Below are 14550 nucleotides of genomic sequence, written 5' to 3' on the forward strand. Positions count from 1 at the left end.
TCTGGCACCTCCGGCTAAGTGCGGATGCCACACCAAGCTGCGAAGCGAGCCAGGCTGACAGTCATCCGCGAGTCATTGTTCGCGAGCGACTGTACGGTCTCATGGACCTGCGGGTGATACCTGGTCAGCAGCGGTGCAATTCCCCTTGCCGTGTTGAGTGCCTCCAAGGCCCGCTGCCGATCGCCGTGCAACAGCCAACCCCGTGAGAGGTCGATCCAGTAGTGCCCAGACCGACTCGGAGCAATGTCGCTCGGAAGTCGAATTTCGGCAGCGCGGGACACCGCCGTGGTGCCATCTGCCATCTCGACTGGGACGGCAACACGATGGATGTCGACGTTTCTTGGACTGAACTTGGTCCCGTAGAAATTGGCCGCCTCTTGGGCCGGGTCAGCCAGTCGATGCGCCTCAGCGAGGTGGACATCCGCGAGATCGGTATCAGTCATGCGAGCGGCGAGGATCGATGCCCGTAGATGCAGCGCGCCACGGATCGCGCGGGCCGCCTCGGGATGAAGTGACTGATCGACGAGCCCCTCCGCGCGGTCGACAGTTCGGAGACCGGCACGATATGAGCCGTCGCAGAGCAGGATCAGTGCATGGTGCCATTCCGCGGCCGCAGCCCTCAGCGGATCGTCTCCATCCGCAGCTATGCGGCGGGCCCGTTCGTCGGCCAGGTGGGCAAGGTCCAGATGCCCAAGCCGGTACAGCCCAATGACAGCGAAACAGTACGTGGAGGCCAGCAACTCTGCGACCATCGCTCGCTGAGCAGTCGGTGCGTCTTGATGCGCACGATGAAGGTGACGAAGTAGGTCGGGTAGAGCACGAATGACCTCGGCATGCGAGGTGCGCCGATCCCACTCCTTGAGCCGAGAGACCTCGGCCCGCAACTCATCGATAGCGCGCGTAGGTACGTCCAGGTCTGGATCTTCACCCTCTACCAGCGCCTGCCGGACAGCCGGCACTGCAGCCTGATCGGACTCAGGGCTGGCGTTCCAGGCGCCATACGGCTGCTCGGTGATATCTGTGACGTTGACGCTGAGCGCCCGCGCAATGGCCGCGACCATCGCGGGCGACGCCACCCTTTCGCCGGACTCGATCTTCCTGATGGCCGATTCGGACACGTTCGCCCGCTGAGCCAGGCCGATCTGTGTTGCGCCGTGGATCTTTCGCAGCTCAGCGACGCGACGGCCGATGCGTGTGGCCCTCGTCTCGCTCATGGTCCTCTTTCCTACCCAACCCAGCTGTGTCGATTTTGTGGCGCCCCAGGCAATCAGCGTCCTCCACCATCAACCGTACGCGACCAGGCGGTGACACGGAGGGTTGGAGAAATGTTCGAACTGACCGACGACGAGATCGAGGACTACGTCAGACGTTGTCCGCCCGAGAACCGGTCAGCGTTCGAGGGCTGGCTCCGAGGGGAGCGCCACCTGGACGGAGGGCGAATTGAGCCGCGACATGAAGCTTCTGATGACAGCGCCGGGCGAGCGTGAGTGCGAGTTGCGGCGAATCCAGCTCTGGCTTGGAGATCACCTGATTTCAGACTGGATCGGAGATCCCGGCCACGCCTCCCGGTACGAAGCGGCAATGCGACGACTGTTCCGCGCGCTCCGCATGACCAACGAGTCCGTAGCCCACAACAGCTGATGACGGCGCGCATGTGGTGGCGAGTCTGTGTTGTGCGCGGCTCCGCGATTGTCACCAGCCGCTCGGCACCTACCGAACTCGCAGAGCAGTACGCCAAGGTGCTCGGGCTGCTCTATCCGAACGACCAGATCCGCTGCGACAGGATCACGGTGCCTGAAGCGACGTATCCCGGCGATCGCCCAACGATCCGCGGAACCGAGAAGCACACGTCTGCTCCGCGAGATGTGCCCCCGATCGCTGCGACGAAGGACCACCTCGCGGCGCCTGTCTCACCCGCCAACCAGGAGCCTGCGAACTCCCGAGATTGAAGGCTCCTCCAGCTACCAGCAGGCGGGCGCACAGCCTGCAGAGCGGACGCCCGCCTGCTGTTCCATGCCACGCCGACGCGCTCCGATCTGGACCAGAGCCCGCTGGCAGTCCAACCACGTCAGGAGAGCAATGTCGCAAGTCGAACAACTCAAAATGCAACTTCATGGTCTGGCCGACCAATCGCGGCAAGGGGCGGGCAGCCTGGCTGGCTTCAAACAGCGCTTCGGGCAGGCGAGCCAACACGTTCAGGCCCTCATCCGCGGTACGGCGACGAGCGCCGACCAGGACATCACAACGATGCTCGAGGCCGCGGCAAAGTCGGTAGACCAAGCCGTTCAGGCCTTGCAGATTGCTGAGGCGGGCTGCCGAAGCTACGCCAACCAGATCTAGCCGGCCAAGGCGTCAGGCATGCCCTCGGAGCTACAACGGGTCGCGCAGGAACTGCTCAACGCACTGGATGAGATCCCGCGCGTCGTGAACTACCTGCACGACAGAGCCGGCAAGTACGGTGACGCGGCTGCCTGGATCGGCAGTCTCAGTGGCAACTCCCAAACTCACATAGCCGCCGTACAACTGGACTCCGCTGCCCAGCGCTGTGAGGAGGCTGCTCATTACTTGTCGATGGCGCCTCCGAGGGCACGTGACTGGGTCGGGCAGATGGTCAGCGGAATCCGAACATCCGAGCCCGCGGGTGGATCGACGCCCCGAAGAGCGCTCGAGGACAGACAAGGGACAGGGACTCGGCCCGACAAGGGCAGCGACGCGGGCCGTCAGACGGGCAGCCCTGGCGGTCAAGGTGGCGGCTCGCCGCGCGAGGGCTTCAAGCAGGATCCATCGGCCAATGAGACCGAGATAGATCCGAGGGCGCAAGCGATCATCCGGCGGTTGCCGGTGCGGGAAGAGAACACCGGCAAGACGCGGGGACTGTGGTTTGGAAGAGATGGCTCTGAGTCTCCACTTGTCAGCGGCTACGACCGATATCAGGAGATGGCGGACCGGTACGCGGACGAGCGTCTTGGCCTCGGTCCCCTCGCGAAAGCGACGCACGTCGAGATCAAGTTCGCCATGTTCATGCGGGAGCGAGGATTGCGCGATGAGACGATCTACCTCAACAACGACCCATGCAAGGGTCCCGCGAGTTGTCGACGATGGCTTGGTTCGTTCCTGCCCCCCGGCGCCAAACTCACCATCCATTGGCCAGATGGCGGACCAGAAACCTTCGACGGAAAGAGCTGAACGATGACCTACACGGCCAAGGCCTACTACCTGCCTGAGCACGAGGACGAGCCGATCGAGATCGACGGTACTGATGACCTACGAGCCTTGATCGACGCGATGCTCTCCCAGCCGCGACAGACGTCGGTCGTCGTGCTCTACATCAACGAGCGTCCCTTGCACGAGATTGGTGTGCCCGACCACGAGCTGAAGATCGGAGTCCTGGCCGATCGGAAGCTCGGGAGTGCCCGCTTCGTCAACGGTCGTGACGCGGTCTACGCTTCGGGGCACTCCGACGGCGTTGGCCCGATCCGGTATCAGTACATGGGCCATGAAGATCTTTTTCCGGCCGACTCATTGGCTGAACTAGACACGCTGCTTGGGGTCGCTAACAGCTTCCTCGAGGTCGGTGGAAGCGAGCGTCCCCGCGGTGTCGAATGGCTGGAGTGGCCGAAGCGCCAGTGACACCGTTGGCGCGAGTGAACTCCGCGTGGCAGGCGTCCGACTTTCGTGTTGGCCGACTCGAGCGATCGCTCAGCCTGGTCCGTTGTACTCAGGGTTCTTCGGCGGCCGATGCTCACCCGGGATAGTCAGAGGGTGAGTGGGGTGTAGATCGGGACGCCGGCGGATTCGAGGGCCTCGCGTAGTTCGGGGGTGGGGGTGCCGCAGACTTCGCCGGTGATGGTGCAGACCTTGGAGAGGGGCTCGAACATGGGGGGGATGTTGACCATGTGTTCGAGGCCCGCGGCGGAGTCGCGGTAGCGCTCGTGGACGAAGCACTCCGTGCCGTCTGCGTTCAGGAAGTGGTCGTACTCCAGGGTGCCGGTGTCCTTGGTGCGGACGATCTCGACGCACTGTGCGGCGAGCCGTTTGAACTCCTCGAGCTTGCCGTCGTGGATCACGATCCGGGACGTGCCGTGGATCTCGTTCGATGCAGCCGTCATCCACCGAGGCTAGCGCGATCTGATTTGCCTACGGCTTGATGACTGTGACGCCGGCCGGGGTTCCGTTGGTGAGGGCGGCCAGGGCGGCGGGGGTTTGTTCGAGGGTGATGGTGCGGGTGATCAGGTCGGCGGGTTTGAGGTTGCCGGTGGCAACTAAGGTGAGCATTTCGGGGTAGGCGTGGGCGGGCATGCCGTGGCTGCCTAGCCATTGGAGTTCCTGGCCGATGAGGCGGCCTACGTCCAGTTGCACTCCCGATGGGAGGAGGCCGACCTGGAGGTGGCGACCGCGGGGTCGCAGTGAGAGCAGAGCTTGCTGGACGATGTCGTTGGAGCCCAGGGCGTCCATGGTCACGTGTGCGCCACCGAGGTCCCGGATCTCCTGCACGGTGGTCGACGAGGCTTGCAGGGTGTCGGATGCGCCGTACTCGCGGGCGAGCTTCAACGCATCGGGATTGGTGTCGACAGCGATCACCCGCGCACCGAGAGCCGCCGCGATCATGACGGCCGACAGCCCGACGCCTCCGCAACCGAAGACGACCACGTTCTCCCCGGCGACGACCTTGCCCACCTGGTGGATCGCGCGGAAGGACGTGGCAAACCGGCAACCCAGACCCGCAGCAGTGGCGAAGTCCAGGTCGTCGGGGAGCCTGACGAGATTCACCTCGGCGTAGGGCACCGCGACGTACTCCGCGAATGAACCCCAGTAGTTGAACCCAGGCTGCAACTGGTTGGGGCAGACCTGCTGATTCCCCTCGCGGCACTGCTCGCACGCGCCACACGCGCAGATAAACGGCGTCGTCACGCGCTCCCCGACCTGCCATCCGTGTACGCCGGAACCGACCGCAGCGATCGTCCCGGCGAGCTCGTGCCCCGGCACATGCGGCAGCACGATGTCGGAGTCGTGCCCCATCCACCCGTGCCAGTCGCTCCGGCACAACCCGGTCGCCTCGACCTTCAGGACGACCGAACCATCCGCCGGCTCAGGCCGCGGAACCTCTTGTACGACGGGCAGTACGCCGTACTGCTCGACAACGACAGCGCGCATGGCGGCATCGTAGTCAGCCCACGCAGAACTCGTTGCCCTCGGGATCGAGCATCACGATGTGGCCGAGTTCGGGGCCGTAGAAGTCCTCGCGTACCTGGGTCGCGCCCAGCTCCACCAACGACGCGGCCTTCGTGCGCATGCGTTCCGCGGAGGCGGCGTCGCGTTCGCCAGGCCCGGCCACCCGGATGTCGATGTGCAGCCGGTTCTTCGAGGTCTTCGGTTCGGGGACGCGGAGGAACCCGATCGCCGGTCCCACGTCATCGGGATCGACGATCGAGGCTCCGTCCGGGTCGTCGTACCCGGGCTCGAGGATGTAGCCGAGCGCAGCCGCCCAGAACTCCGCCAGTCGCTGCGGATCAGCCGCATCCCCGCCGATGGTCCAGTGAGTCGCCATGCAGGCGACGGTAGCGCCTATTCCGGACAGTTCACGCCCGGAACAGCAGCTCAGCCGCCGGCGACCGCGGGGATGATCGAGACCTGGCCGCCGTCCTTGATCGAGGTGTGCAGGCCGTCGGCGAACCGTACGTCGTCATCGTCGACGTACACGTTCACGAACCGGCGCAGCTCGCCCGACTCGTCCAGCACCCGGCCCTTGATCCCGGGGTAGGAGCTGTCCAGCGAGTCGAGCACCTCGACCAGCGTCGCGCCCTCGGCGGACACCTCGGACGCGCCCTGGGTGTAGGGCCGCAGGATGGTCGGGACCCGTACGCTCACGCTCACTGCAGGCCTGCCTTCACGAAGGCGTCGTACGACGCGGGGATGGTCACCTTGGGGCCGACCCGGTCGGCCACGGCGTCGAGCGTCTTCAGCCCGTCGCCGGAGTTGATGATCACCGTCTCGGCCTCGGGGTCGAGCTGACCGGTCTCGATGAGCTTCTTCAGCGTCGCGACCGTCACCCCGCCCGCGGTCTCGGTGAAGATGCCCTCGGTCCGGGCCAGCAACTGGATGCCCTCGACGACTTCCTCATCGCTGACGTCCGCGATCGCGCCACCGGTACGGCGGGCGACGTCCAGCACGTACGGTCCGTCGGCCGGATTGCCGATCGCCAGCGACTTCGCGATGGTCGACGGCTTCACCGGCTTGACCACGTCGTGGCCGTCACGGAACGCCTGCGCGACGGGCGAGCAGCCGGTCGCCTGAGCGCCGTACACCTTGTAGTCCGTGGCGTCGACCAGGCCGAGCTTGCCGAGCTCGGTGAAGCCCTTGTCGATCTTGGTCAGCTGCGAACCGGAGGCGACCGGGATGACGATCTGCTGCGGCAGCCGCCAGCCGAGCTGCTCGGCGATCTCGAAGGCCAGCGTCTTGGAGCCCTCGGAGTAGTACGGACGGACGTTGACGTTGACGAACGCCCAGCCCTCCTCCTCGCCGGCGATCTCCGACGCCAGCTTGTTCACGTCGTCGTAGTTGCCCTCGACGGCGACCAGGGTGCCGCCGTACACGGCGGTGGTGATCACCTTCGGGCGCTCGAGGTCGTGCGGGATGAACACGACCGAGCGGATGCCGGCCCGGGCGGCGGCCGCGGCGACGGCGTTGGCCAGGTTGCCGGTGGAGGGGCAGGCGAAGACCTTCAGGCCGAGCTCGCGGGTTGCGCTGAGTGCGCTCGCGACCACGCGGTCCTTGAAGGAGTGGGTCGGGTTGCCCGAGTCGTCCTTGACCCACAGCTTGCGCAGGCCGAGTTCACGGGCGAGGTTGCCGGCGTCGATCAGCCGGGTGTAGCCCGGCTCGGTGTTCGGGAAGCCGGCCACGTCGACCGGGACGGGCAGCAGCGGTTGGTAGCGCCAGATGTTCTTGGGTCCGGCCTCGATCTGCTCGCGGGTGATGGTCGGGTAGTCGTACCCGACCTCGAGTGGACCGAAGCACTCCATACAGGCGTAGAACGGACCGAGCGGCGACTTCGCCCCACAGGCGCGACAGCTCAGGTGCGTTCCGTTGCCGAAGGCACCTTCACGGATCGTGTGGGTGGCGGTCTGGCTCATGAGTGAGGTTCCCCTCTCATCTTCCCCGGGAGCCGGATCTCGGCGCGGGACGGATTTGGCACCGTTCCGCCGCGAGGGATCCCAGGAGGGGACCTCAACGGGGAGGGTTGCCGGGACTTCAACGGGCCGTTTCCCTCAGTCCCTCTGGATGAGCTCCCCCGAGATTACCCAATCACGTCCATATTGTGTCCTCGCTTCCCAGCATCCGAGACGCCCGATCTCAGCGCACTACTAGCCGACGGGCTGACTCCGCTGTTCCAGGAAGCGCATTACTGGCGTGGCCGCGACGCCGTGCAGCACGACGCTCAGGACCACGGTGAAACCGAGAGTCGCCCACAACCACGGCAGATCGGAGCGGAAGTGCGCGCCGACCGCTGCCAGGTAGTAGATCGACGACACCCCTCGGACCCCGAAGGCGGCGGTCGCCCAGCGCTCCGACCGGTCCAGCTCCGTGCGCGCGAGCGACAGCCAGGCAACCAGTGGCCGCACCACCAGCACGAGCAGTACGCCGATCGCTGCGCCGGCCGGCGTGAGTGGCCTGAGCAGACCGCCGGTGATCGCGACACCGAGGAGCAGCAGCACTCCCCAGGTCAGGATGTGTTCGAGCTCACCGATGAAGTCGTGCAGCTCCTCGTGGAAGTCGTGACGACGCTCGGCTGACCGGAGCGTGAGCGCCGCGACGAACACCGCGATGAAGCCGTAGCCGTGCAGAACCTGGGTGAGCCCGTAGACGCCAAGCGTCATGGCCAGCGCCAGCACCGGCTCGCGAGAGTCCGCCAGCCGGAAGGTCCGCGACGGGGCCGAGAAGGTCATTCTCCCCAGCAGCCAACCCGCCCCGAAGCCGACGGCGACTCCGATGACCGACTTGCCGACCACGTCCCAAGCCAGCCACTCGACCGGCGAGAGGCTCTTGGTGGCAATGAACACGGCGAGGTAGACGAGCGGAGCGGCCAGGCCGTCGTTCAGGCCGGCCTCTGAGGTCAGCGCGAACCGTACTTCGTCGTCCTCGTCGAGCTCGGCTTCCTCCCCTGTGGTCGGCCCGCCGACCTGGACGTCGGACGCCAGCACCGGATCGGTGGGCGCCAGTACGGCGGCGATGAGCAGCGCAGTCGCCGGCGCGAGGCCGAGCAACCAGCCGACTCCGGTCAGTGCCGCGACGCCTGCGGGCATCGCGACGAACAGCAGTCGCCAGGTGACGCTCCACTGCAGCAGGCTGATCGGGCGGTCGATGGCCAGGCCGACGCCCATCAAGGCGACGATCACCGTCAGTTCGGCCAGGTGTTTGGTGATCTCGGGTTCGGCGAGCGGGCTGAGCTCCCGGTCGCCGACCGCCAGGCCGAGGAGCAGGCCGGCGCCGAGGAACGCGATCGGCGCGGAAACGGCGTACCGGCGGAGGAGACGCGGGAGCACTGCGCCGAGCAGCAGAGCCAGCCCCGCCACCAGGTAGAGCCCGTCCCCGTCGATCGTCATGGTGCCGCTCCAGTGCCCCGGCGACGGCTACCTCAAGCGATGGGTTGCTCCCGGGGTGTGGGTGGGGAGGGACTTGCGTGGGCCGTGGCGGGGATGACGGATGCCGGCCATTTCGAGGAGGCGCTGGACCCGGAACCGGTGGCCGCGGTACGGCTCGATCAGTTCGGCGCAGCCGTCGTCGTCGAGTTCCTCGCCGATGAGCGCGTACGACACGTCGCGGGGCACATGGTAGTCCGCGAACGAGAACGCGTCGGCGTCGCCGTGAGCCCGCTGCCGCACCTCGGCGGCGGTCCACACCCCAACTCCGGGCAGCGACCGCAGCCGTCGCTCGATCTCCGCCGAGTCGGTCAGCTCCAGCGTCCGCTCCAGCGCCTTGGCACGCGTCGCAGCCGTCAGCACAACCCGCGAACGCCGGCCTTCCACTCCTGCCCGCAGCCATTGCCACGATGGAATCTGCCGCCACTCCTCCGGCGACGGCGGGACGATCATCACGCGCCCATCCCGCGTGCTCGGGCCCGGCGCCGGCTCGCCGTACTCACGCAGCAGCACCCGCCAAGCCCGGAACGCCTCCTTGCCGGTCACGACCTGCTCGATCCCCGCCGCCGCCATCGCCTCGAACACAGCGCGAGTCCGCGGCACCCGTACGTGCGGGAACCGCCGCGCCGCATCCACCAGCGCCTGATGCTCCGGCAACGGCTCGAACCCGTCCCAACTGTCCGCCTCACCGAGCAACTCCGGCACCCCATCAAGCACCCAGGCCGCTCCCGGACCCCAAGCCTCCGCCTCGACCTCCCCGGCGTACGGCGTCAGTCGCAGCAGCACCGGCCCATCCGGCGTCCGGGTAGCCCGCCAGACCGTACGACGGCCACCCTCGAAGTAGTACGCAGGGTCGCCAGGCCCCTTCCGCAACCCTCCGATCACCGAATGCGGATCAACCATCCGCCCAGCCCGCCAAACCCGCACCACCGAACTCACCCGCCAAGTCTTACTCACCCCACGGACATTCCATTCCATGGGACCGCGTACAGCTCGACAGGAGGTGTCGAGGTGCGCTGACGTCCCGCCTGCGGGGTGAGCAGGCGATGGGCGGCAGGACAGGACACACCTCCTGTCGGTCTGCACATGTCCTAAGAATTGAGACATCGAGACATACTGAGCCCCATGGGTGGGTGGCAGCGAGTGAAGGTGGTTTGGAACTTTCTGAATTTGTCGACTGTGACGGGGTTGCTGGTGGGGGTGATCGGGCGGGCTCGGGTCAGTCGGGGGCCGCGGGGGTTGTACTTCGCGAACGGGTACCGGATCAAGTTTCCGGTGGCGGGGGCGTTCACGATCGGGAACGTCGTGCTGAGCAAGCACGAGCGGTCGTACTTCGACGACGAGGCGCTGGTGCGGCACGAGGAGCGGCACTCGTGGCAGTACTTCTGGCTGCTCGGGTTGCCGATGCTGCCGCTGTACGTCGTCGGTGTGATCGTCTCGTTCCTGCTCACCGGCGATCCGGCGTCACGCAACCCGTTCGAGCGGATGGCGAGCCTCAAGGACGGCGGGTACGTCGAGCGGCCGATCCAGCCGATCGGTCAGACCCTGACCCAGGCGTTCAGCGTGCTGCGATCGCGTCCGAAAGGGCCGTGAGTACCGTCACCACACCGGTCGGGTCGTCGACCACGATGTCCGCGGCCTCGATCAGCTCGGTCGCGCCCGACGACCGCGTGGCCAGCAGTACTGCGCGCAGTCCGGCCTTGCGGTGCTCGTCGATCGCCCGGAACGCCGCCAGGTCGCCGAGATCGTCCCCGGCATACAGAACCGACCGAGCGCCGGTCGACTCGATCAGACCGCGTAGCGCGACACCCTTGTCGATGCCGGGCGGCCGCAGCTCGAGCACCAGGTTGCCCGGCTCCAGCCGCAGCTCGGTGGCCGCGGCCAGCTCAGTCAACGGCGTACGCAGCCGCTCCAGCGCGCCGACCGGATCGGGCAGCCGGCGGGTGTGCACTGCCAGCGAGCTCTCTTTGTCCTCGACGAAGGCGTCCGCCAGACCAGCCTCCTGCAGCAGCCCCGGCAGCCGCGAGCGAGCCACAGCGACACCCTCAGGCACCGGCTCGCTCGTCACCCGTCCAGTCGACGCATCCCACCGCTCCAGACCGTAGTGCCCGAGTACGACGAGACTCCCCAAACCAGCGTGGCCGGTGACACCCGTGAGCTCCGTCGCCACGAGTGCCGGGCGGCCGGTGACGATCGCGACCTGCTTGACCGACCGCGCCAGCCGCGCCAGAGCGTCCAGGGCGCCGTCAACCGGACGAGCCCGCGCCGGGTCCTCGACCAGCGGCGACAGCACCCCGTCGAAGTCCGACGAGATGACCGCTCCGGCCGGGTCGGCGACGATCGCCTCCCAGCCCTCCTGACCTGCGTCCGTCTGGATGACCGGAGTACTCATCCGGTGTAGTCCGAGGTGAGGATCACGGTGAGGCGGTCCTTCTTCATGTTGTCCAGCGCGCCCTTGGTCCGGCTGATGCCGAGGTCGCGGGCGAGCTGGTTGGCGGCGTCGAGCATCCCCGGCGGGTAGTACACGGTGCTCTCGGCAATCTTGCCGTGCCAGTTGTCGGCACCGGCGACGGTCCAGCCGGCCTGTCGCGCCCGGCCCGCGACCGAGTCGGCAAGGCCCTTGCGTCCAGTGTTGTTGTAGACCTCGACCGCGGGCCGCTCAGCCGGCGGGATCGCGGGTTCGGTGGCCGGTGGCGGCGCGGTGGTCGGCTCGCTCGACGGCGGTTGCGTCGGATCGTCAGTCGGCGGTTGCGTCGGCTCGTCAGTCGGCGCGCTCGTCGGCTGAATTGGAGGTACCGGCGTTTCGGACTCACCAGGCCTCGGCACGCTCGCGACGATCGTCGACGGCCCGGTCGTTGGCTTGGTGCTCGGCTTCGGGGTCGTCGCGGTGGACGGCTGGTCCGCGGTGCTGTCGCCGCCGCGCGTGCCGAACAGCACCAGCAGGCCGGCGACGATCGCGACGACGGCGAGCACGGCGACGAGGGACGAGAGGACCTGTCCCCGTTCGTCCGTCGGGCGGGACATTCTCAGACCTCGATGCCCAGCCGGCGTGCGGAGCGGGCTCGCTGCCGGGCGGCGCGCAGGCGGCGCAGCCGTTTCACCAGCAGTGGGTCGTGGGCGAGAGCCTCGGGCCGGTCGATCAGCGCGTTCAGGACCTGGTAGTACCGGGTGGCCGACATCTGGAACTGGTCCCGGATCGCCTGCTCCTTCGCACCGGCGTACTTCCACCAGTGCCGCTCGAAGGCGAGGATGGCGCCGTCACGCTCCGAGAGCCCGGCAACAGCCGGCGGCGCAGCCTCGGCGGGACCGGGAGAGCTGGCGTTGGCGCTGTCCATCTGTTGATGACTCCTGTGCGGTCGGTGATCGTCCGTCCGCGCTCCACTCTACGTGCTGAACAACAGCGATGTCATTCACCGGTGACCGACACGAAGCGTGTCGTTGAGCGGACAGCCAGACGTGCCCAACTCTGGCAGGATCGACGGTGTGAGCTCAACTCTCTCCGACCGGGGTGGTGGGGTGGGGAAGGAATTCCGTTCAGCGGCGCTGGTAGAAGAGCTGCAGGCCAGGAGCCGTGAGGTGGACCCGCTGGTCAACGCCATCTGCACGCCGAACACTGCCGCTCTCACCCATGCCGCCCAACTCGACACAGAGCGTGACGATGGGCGTGTCCGCGGCCCCCTGCACGGCGTACCGATTCTGGTCAAGGACAACATCGACACCGCCGACCTGCCGACCACGGCCGGCTCGCTGGCGCTGGCCGATCAGCCGCCGCCACCGCAGGACGCGCCCCTGGTACGCCGACTGCGCGCGGCCGGCTGTGTCGTCCTCGGCAAGACCAACCTGAGCGAGTGGGCCAATTTCCGCGGCTCGTCGTCCTCATCCGGCTGGAGCGCGTACGGCGGCCTGACCCGTAACCCGTATGCGCTGAACCGCTCGGCCGGTGGCTCCTCGAGTGGATCCGGCGCAGCCGTGGCTGCCGGGCTGGCCGACTACGCGATCGGCACCGAGACCAACGGGTCGATCGTCTGCCCCGCCGCGCTGAACGGCATCGTCGGCCTGAAGCCCACGGTGGGCCTGGTCTCGCAGCAGGGCATCGTGCCGATCTCGCACTCGCAGGACACGGCTGGTCCGATGACCAGGACCGTGATCCAGGCCGCTGCCTTGCTGAGCGTGCTCACCGGCGGTGACACCGACTACACAGAGCACTGCCGCGGTGACGATCTCAGTGACCTGCGGATCGGCGTACCGCGGGGACCGCTGTGGGGATACTCGACCGGTCTCGACGAGGTCAGCGAGCGGGCTCTGGAGATCCTGAGTCGTTGTGGTGCCACGCTGGTGGACCACTTGTCGCTGCCGACGCCCGGTGGCGAGGAGGACCAGTTGCAGGTGCTGGCCCATGAGCTGAAGGTCGATCTGGCCGCCTACCTGTCCACCCGCGTTCCCGGCGGTCCACGCACGCTGGACGATCTGATCGCATTCAACAAGGAGCATGCGGACGTCGAGCTGCGGTGGTTCGGTCAGGAGCTGTTCGAGCGGGCCGCGGAGACGGAGGGCCTGGGCTCCCCGATCTACGTCGCTTCCCGGCTGACCGCGCTGCGAGCCGGCCGCGACGGCATCGACAACCTGCTCCAGGACAACCAGCTCGACGCCCTGGTCTCGCCGTCGTACTCGCCGGCCTGGGCGATCGACCTGGTGAACGGCGATCACGTGCTCGGCAGCTCGTCCTCGCATGCCGCGCTGGCCGGCTATCCGCTGCTCTCGGTGCCGTCCGGAACGGTCTCCGGACTGCCGGTCGGGATCACCTTCAGCGGTACCGGGCGGAGTGACGCCACGCTCATTCGCTTGGCTCATGCGTTCGAAACGGCGAGAATCAAGGCAGACGGACCGTTTCCGACCCCGGAGTTAACCCAGTGGGTGTAGATCGTGTCAGGTGGGGCGTTGTTGCTACTGGCAACATCTCCACGTCGTTCACGAGGGACCTGAAGCTACTCGCCGACGACGCTGTGGTGACCTCTGTCTCATCGCGATCGCAGCAGAACGCGGACCGGTTCGCGGCCGAGTTCGGCATCGAGCACGCGTACGACGACTACCGCCGGCTGATTGAATCCGGCACGGTCGACGTGATCTACATCGGTACACCGCACCCACAGCACTACGCGATCGCCCGCGCCGCACTGCAGGCCGGTATCGCGGTCCTGTGTGAGAAGCCGGTCACACTCACCGCCAAACAGGCCCAGGACCTGATCGCGGTCGCCACCGAGCACAACACGTTGTTCGCCGAGGCGATGTGGATGCGGACCAACCCCGTCATCCAGGCGATGTTCGCCGATCTGCACAGCGGCGTGATCGGCGAACCGCAGCAGGTCGTCGCGGACTTCGCATTCCACAAGCCGTCGCTGCCCGCACGCCTGCTCGACCCGGCGCTGGGCGGCGGTTCGCTGATGGACGGCGGCATCTACCCGATGACGTTCACCTACATGGCCCTCGGGCGACCCGCCGAAATCAAGGCGGTCGGCTCGCTCAACGACGACGGCATCGATCTGAACGTCGCCATGGCCTGGCGGTACGACTCAGGTGCGGTGGCCGCGATCACCTGCGGCCTGCGTTCACAGAACCCCTGGACAGCCTCGGTGAGTGGGCCCGAGGGCAGTCTGCAACTCCCACACCGCTTCCACCACCCGGAGTACTACGTGCGCAGTACGGCGTCCGGAGCGGAGCGGATCGACGTACCGACGCATGGGCTTGGGTACCACTACGAGGCCGCCGCAGTGATGCAGGCGCTGCGCGATGGACTGGTTGAGGTCCCGTCGCTGCCGCATGCCGCCACGGTCGGGATCCTCGAACTCCTCGACGAGACACGGAGACAGATCGGGGTCCGTTACCCCGGTGACGACGACGACCTGAGTGGATGAAC

The 14550-nt window shown here is 67.1% G+C and carries 18 protein-coding genes and 1 riboswitch; of the genes, 7 read left to right on the forward strand and 11 right to left on the reverse strand.

Going from position 1 to position 14550, the window contains the following annotated elements; translation table 11 throughout:
• Positions 1-14 precede the first annotated feature (14 nt).
• Positions 15-1214 (reverse strand): helix-turn-helix domain-containing protein, encoded by a 1200-nt coding sequence (locus tag E0H73_RS08605; protein WP_131352953.1) that lies wholly within the window; start codon positions 1212-1214, stop codon positions 15-17.
• Between the two features lie 238 nt (positions 1215-1452).
• On the opposite strand from E0H73_RS08605, the gene E0H73_RS08610 reads away from it, so the two are divergent.
• The 4 genes from E0H73_RS08610 (at position 1453) to E0H73_RS08625 (ending at position 3630) form a co-directional block, all read left to right on the forward strand.
• Positions 1453-1641 (forward strand): hypothetical protein, encoded by a 189-nt coding sequence (locus tag E0H73_RS08610; protein WP_131352954.1) that lies wholly within the window; start codon positions 1453-1455, stop codon positions 1639-1641.
• A 438-nt stretch (positions 1642-2079) separates the two neighbouring features.
• Positions 2080-2340 carry a hypothetical protein gene (locus E0H73_RS08615; protein ID WP_131352955.1) on the forward strand — a complete coding sequence of 87 codons (261 nt, stop codon included), beginning with the start codon at positions 2080-2082 and terminating at the stop codon, positions 2338-2340.
• 18 nt (positions 2341-2358) lie between these two features.
• The gene (locus E0H73_RS08620; protein WP_238163892.1) at positions 2359-3186 is read left to right on the forward strand and encodes a DddA-like double-stranded DNA deaminase toxin; all 828 of its coding nucleotides are present in this window, start codon (positions 2359-2361) and stop codon (positions 3184-3186) included.
• Positions 3187-3189: 3 nt separating this feature from the next.
• Positions 3190-3630 (forward strand): Imm1 family immunity protein, encoded by a 441-nt coding sequence (locus tag E0H73_RS08625; protein WP_131352956.1) that lies wholly within the window; start codon positions 3190-3192, stop codon positions 3628-3630.
• 125 nt (positions 3631-3755) lie between these two features.
• On the opposite strand, the gene E0H73_RS08630 is transcribed toward E0H73_RS08625, so the two are convergent.
• From E0H73_RS08630 to E0H73_RS08660, 7 genes are all read right to left on the reverse strand, one after another.
• Positions 3756-4109, reverse strand: a complete 354-nt coding sequence (locus E0H73_RS08630; protein ID WP_131352957.1) for a putative quinol monooxygenase — start codon at positions 4107-4109, stop codon at positions 3756-3758.
• A 28-nt stretch (positions 4110-4137) separates the two neighbouring features.
• On the reverse strand, positions 4138-5154 hold the full coding sequence (locus E0H73_RS08635; protein WP_131352958.1) for a zinc-dependent alcohol dehydrogenase family protein: 1017 nt from the start codon (positions 5152-5154) through the stop codon (positions 4138-4140).
• A gap of 13 nt (positions 5155-5167) precedes the next feature.
• Complete coding sequence (locus tag E0H73_RS08640; RefSeq protein WP_131352959.1) at positions 5168-5548, reverse strand: VOC family protein; 381 nt, start codon at positions 5546-5548, stop codon at positions 5168-5170.
• 50 nt (positions 5549-5598) lie between these two features.
• Positions 5599-5874 carry a ubiquitin-like small modifier protein 1 gene (locus E0H73_RS08645; RefSeq protein ID WP_131352960.1) on the reverse strand — a complete coding sequence of 92 codons (276 nt, stop codon included), beginning with the start codon at positions 5872-5874 and terminating at the stop codon, positions 5599-5601.
• A complete protein-coding gene (thrC, locus tag E0H73_RS08650; RefSeq protein WP_131352961.1) occupies positions 5871-7130 on the reverse strand; it encodes a threonine synthase in 1260 nt (419 codons plus the stop codon). The genes E0H73_RS08645 and thrC overlap by 4 nt, the downstream gene beginning before the upstream one ends.
• Positions 7131-7143: 13 nt before the next feature.
• Positions 7144-7285, reverse strand: a riboswitch (SAM riboswitch).
• Positions 7286-7361: 76 nt separating this feature from the next.
• Positions 7362-8600, reverse strand: a complete 1239-nt coding sequence (locus E0H73_RS08655; RefSeq protein WP_131352962.1) for a cation:proton antiporter — start codon at positions 8598-8600, stop codon at positions 7362-7364.
• Positions 8601-8627: 27 nt separating this feature from the next.
• Entirely contained in the window at positions 8628-9575 is a 948-nt protein-coding gene (locus E0H73_RS08660) for a DNA-3-methyladenine glycosylase family protein (protein ID WP_238163893.1), read from the reverse strand.
• Between the two features lie 240 nt (positions 9576-9815).
• Between E0H73_RS08660 and E0H73_RS08665 the strand changes: the two genes are divergently transcribed.
• A complete protein-coding gene (locus E0H73_RS08665; RefSeq protein ID WP_238163922.1) occupies positions 9816-10229 on the forward strand; it encodes a hypothetical protein in 414 nt (137 codons plus the stop codon).
• Here E0H73_RS08665 and otsB read toward each other — a convergent pair.
• The 3 genes from otsB to E0H73_RS08680 are packed head-to-tail and all read right to left on the reverse strand — an operon-like array spanning position 10195 to position 11971.
• Positions 10195-11028: a trehalose-phosphatase gene (gene otsB / locus E0H73_RS08670; RefSeq protein ID WP_131352965.1), complete on the reverse strand. Its 834-nt coding sequence runs from the start codon at positions 11026-11028 to the stop codon at positions 10195-10197. The genes E0H73_RS08665 and otsB overlap by 35 nt on opposite strands.
• Positions 11025-11660 carry a LytR C-terminal domain-containing protein gene (locus tag E0H73_RS08675; protein WP_131352966.1) on the reverse strand — a complete coding sequence of 212 codons (636 nt, stop codon included), beginning with the start codon at positions 11658-11660 and terminating at the stop codon, positions 11025-11027. The genes otsB and E0H73_RS08675 overlap by 4 nt, the downstream gene beginning before the upstream one ends.
• A gap of 2 nt (positions 11661-11662) precedes the next feature.
• Complete coding sequence (locus E0H73_RS08680; protein ID WP_131352967.1) at positions 11663-11971, reverse strand: DUF3263 domain-containing protein; 309 nt, start codon at positions 11969-11971, stop codon at positions 11663-11665.
• A 148-nt stretch (positions 11972-12119) separates the two neighbouring features.
• Here E0H73_RS08680 and E0H73_RS08685 point away from each other — a divergent pair, with 148 nt between their 5' ends.
• Positions 12120-13556: an amidase gene (locus E0H73_RS08685; protein ID WP_131352968.1), complete on the forward strand. Its 1437-nt coding sequence runs from the start codon at positions 12120-12122 to the stop codon at positions 13554-13556.
• On the forward strand, positions 13547-14548 hold the full coding sequence (locus E0H73_RS08690; RefSeq protein WP_131352969.1) for a Gfo/Idh/MocA family protein: 1002 nt from the start codon (positions 13547-13549) through the stop codon (positions 14546-14548). The genes E0H73_RS08685 and E0H73_RS08690 overlap by 10 nt, the downstream gene beginning before the upstream one ends.
• Positions 14549-14550: the final 2 nt, after the last annotated feature.

This window comes from Kribbella pittospori (assembly GCF_004331465.1).
In the GTDB taxonomy this organism is placed as follows: domain Bacteria; phylum Actinomycetota; class Actinomycetes; order Propionibacteriales; family Kribbellaceae; genus Kribbella; species Kribbella pittospori.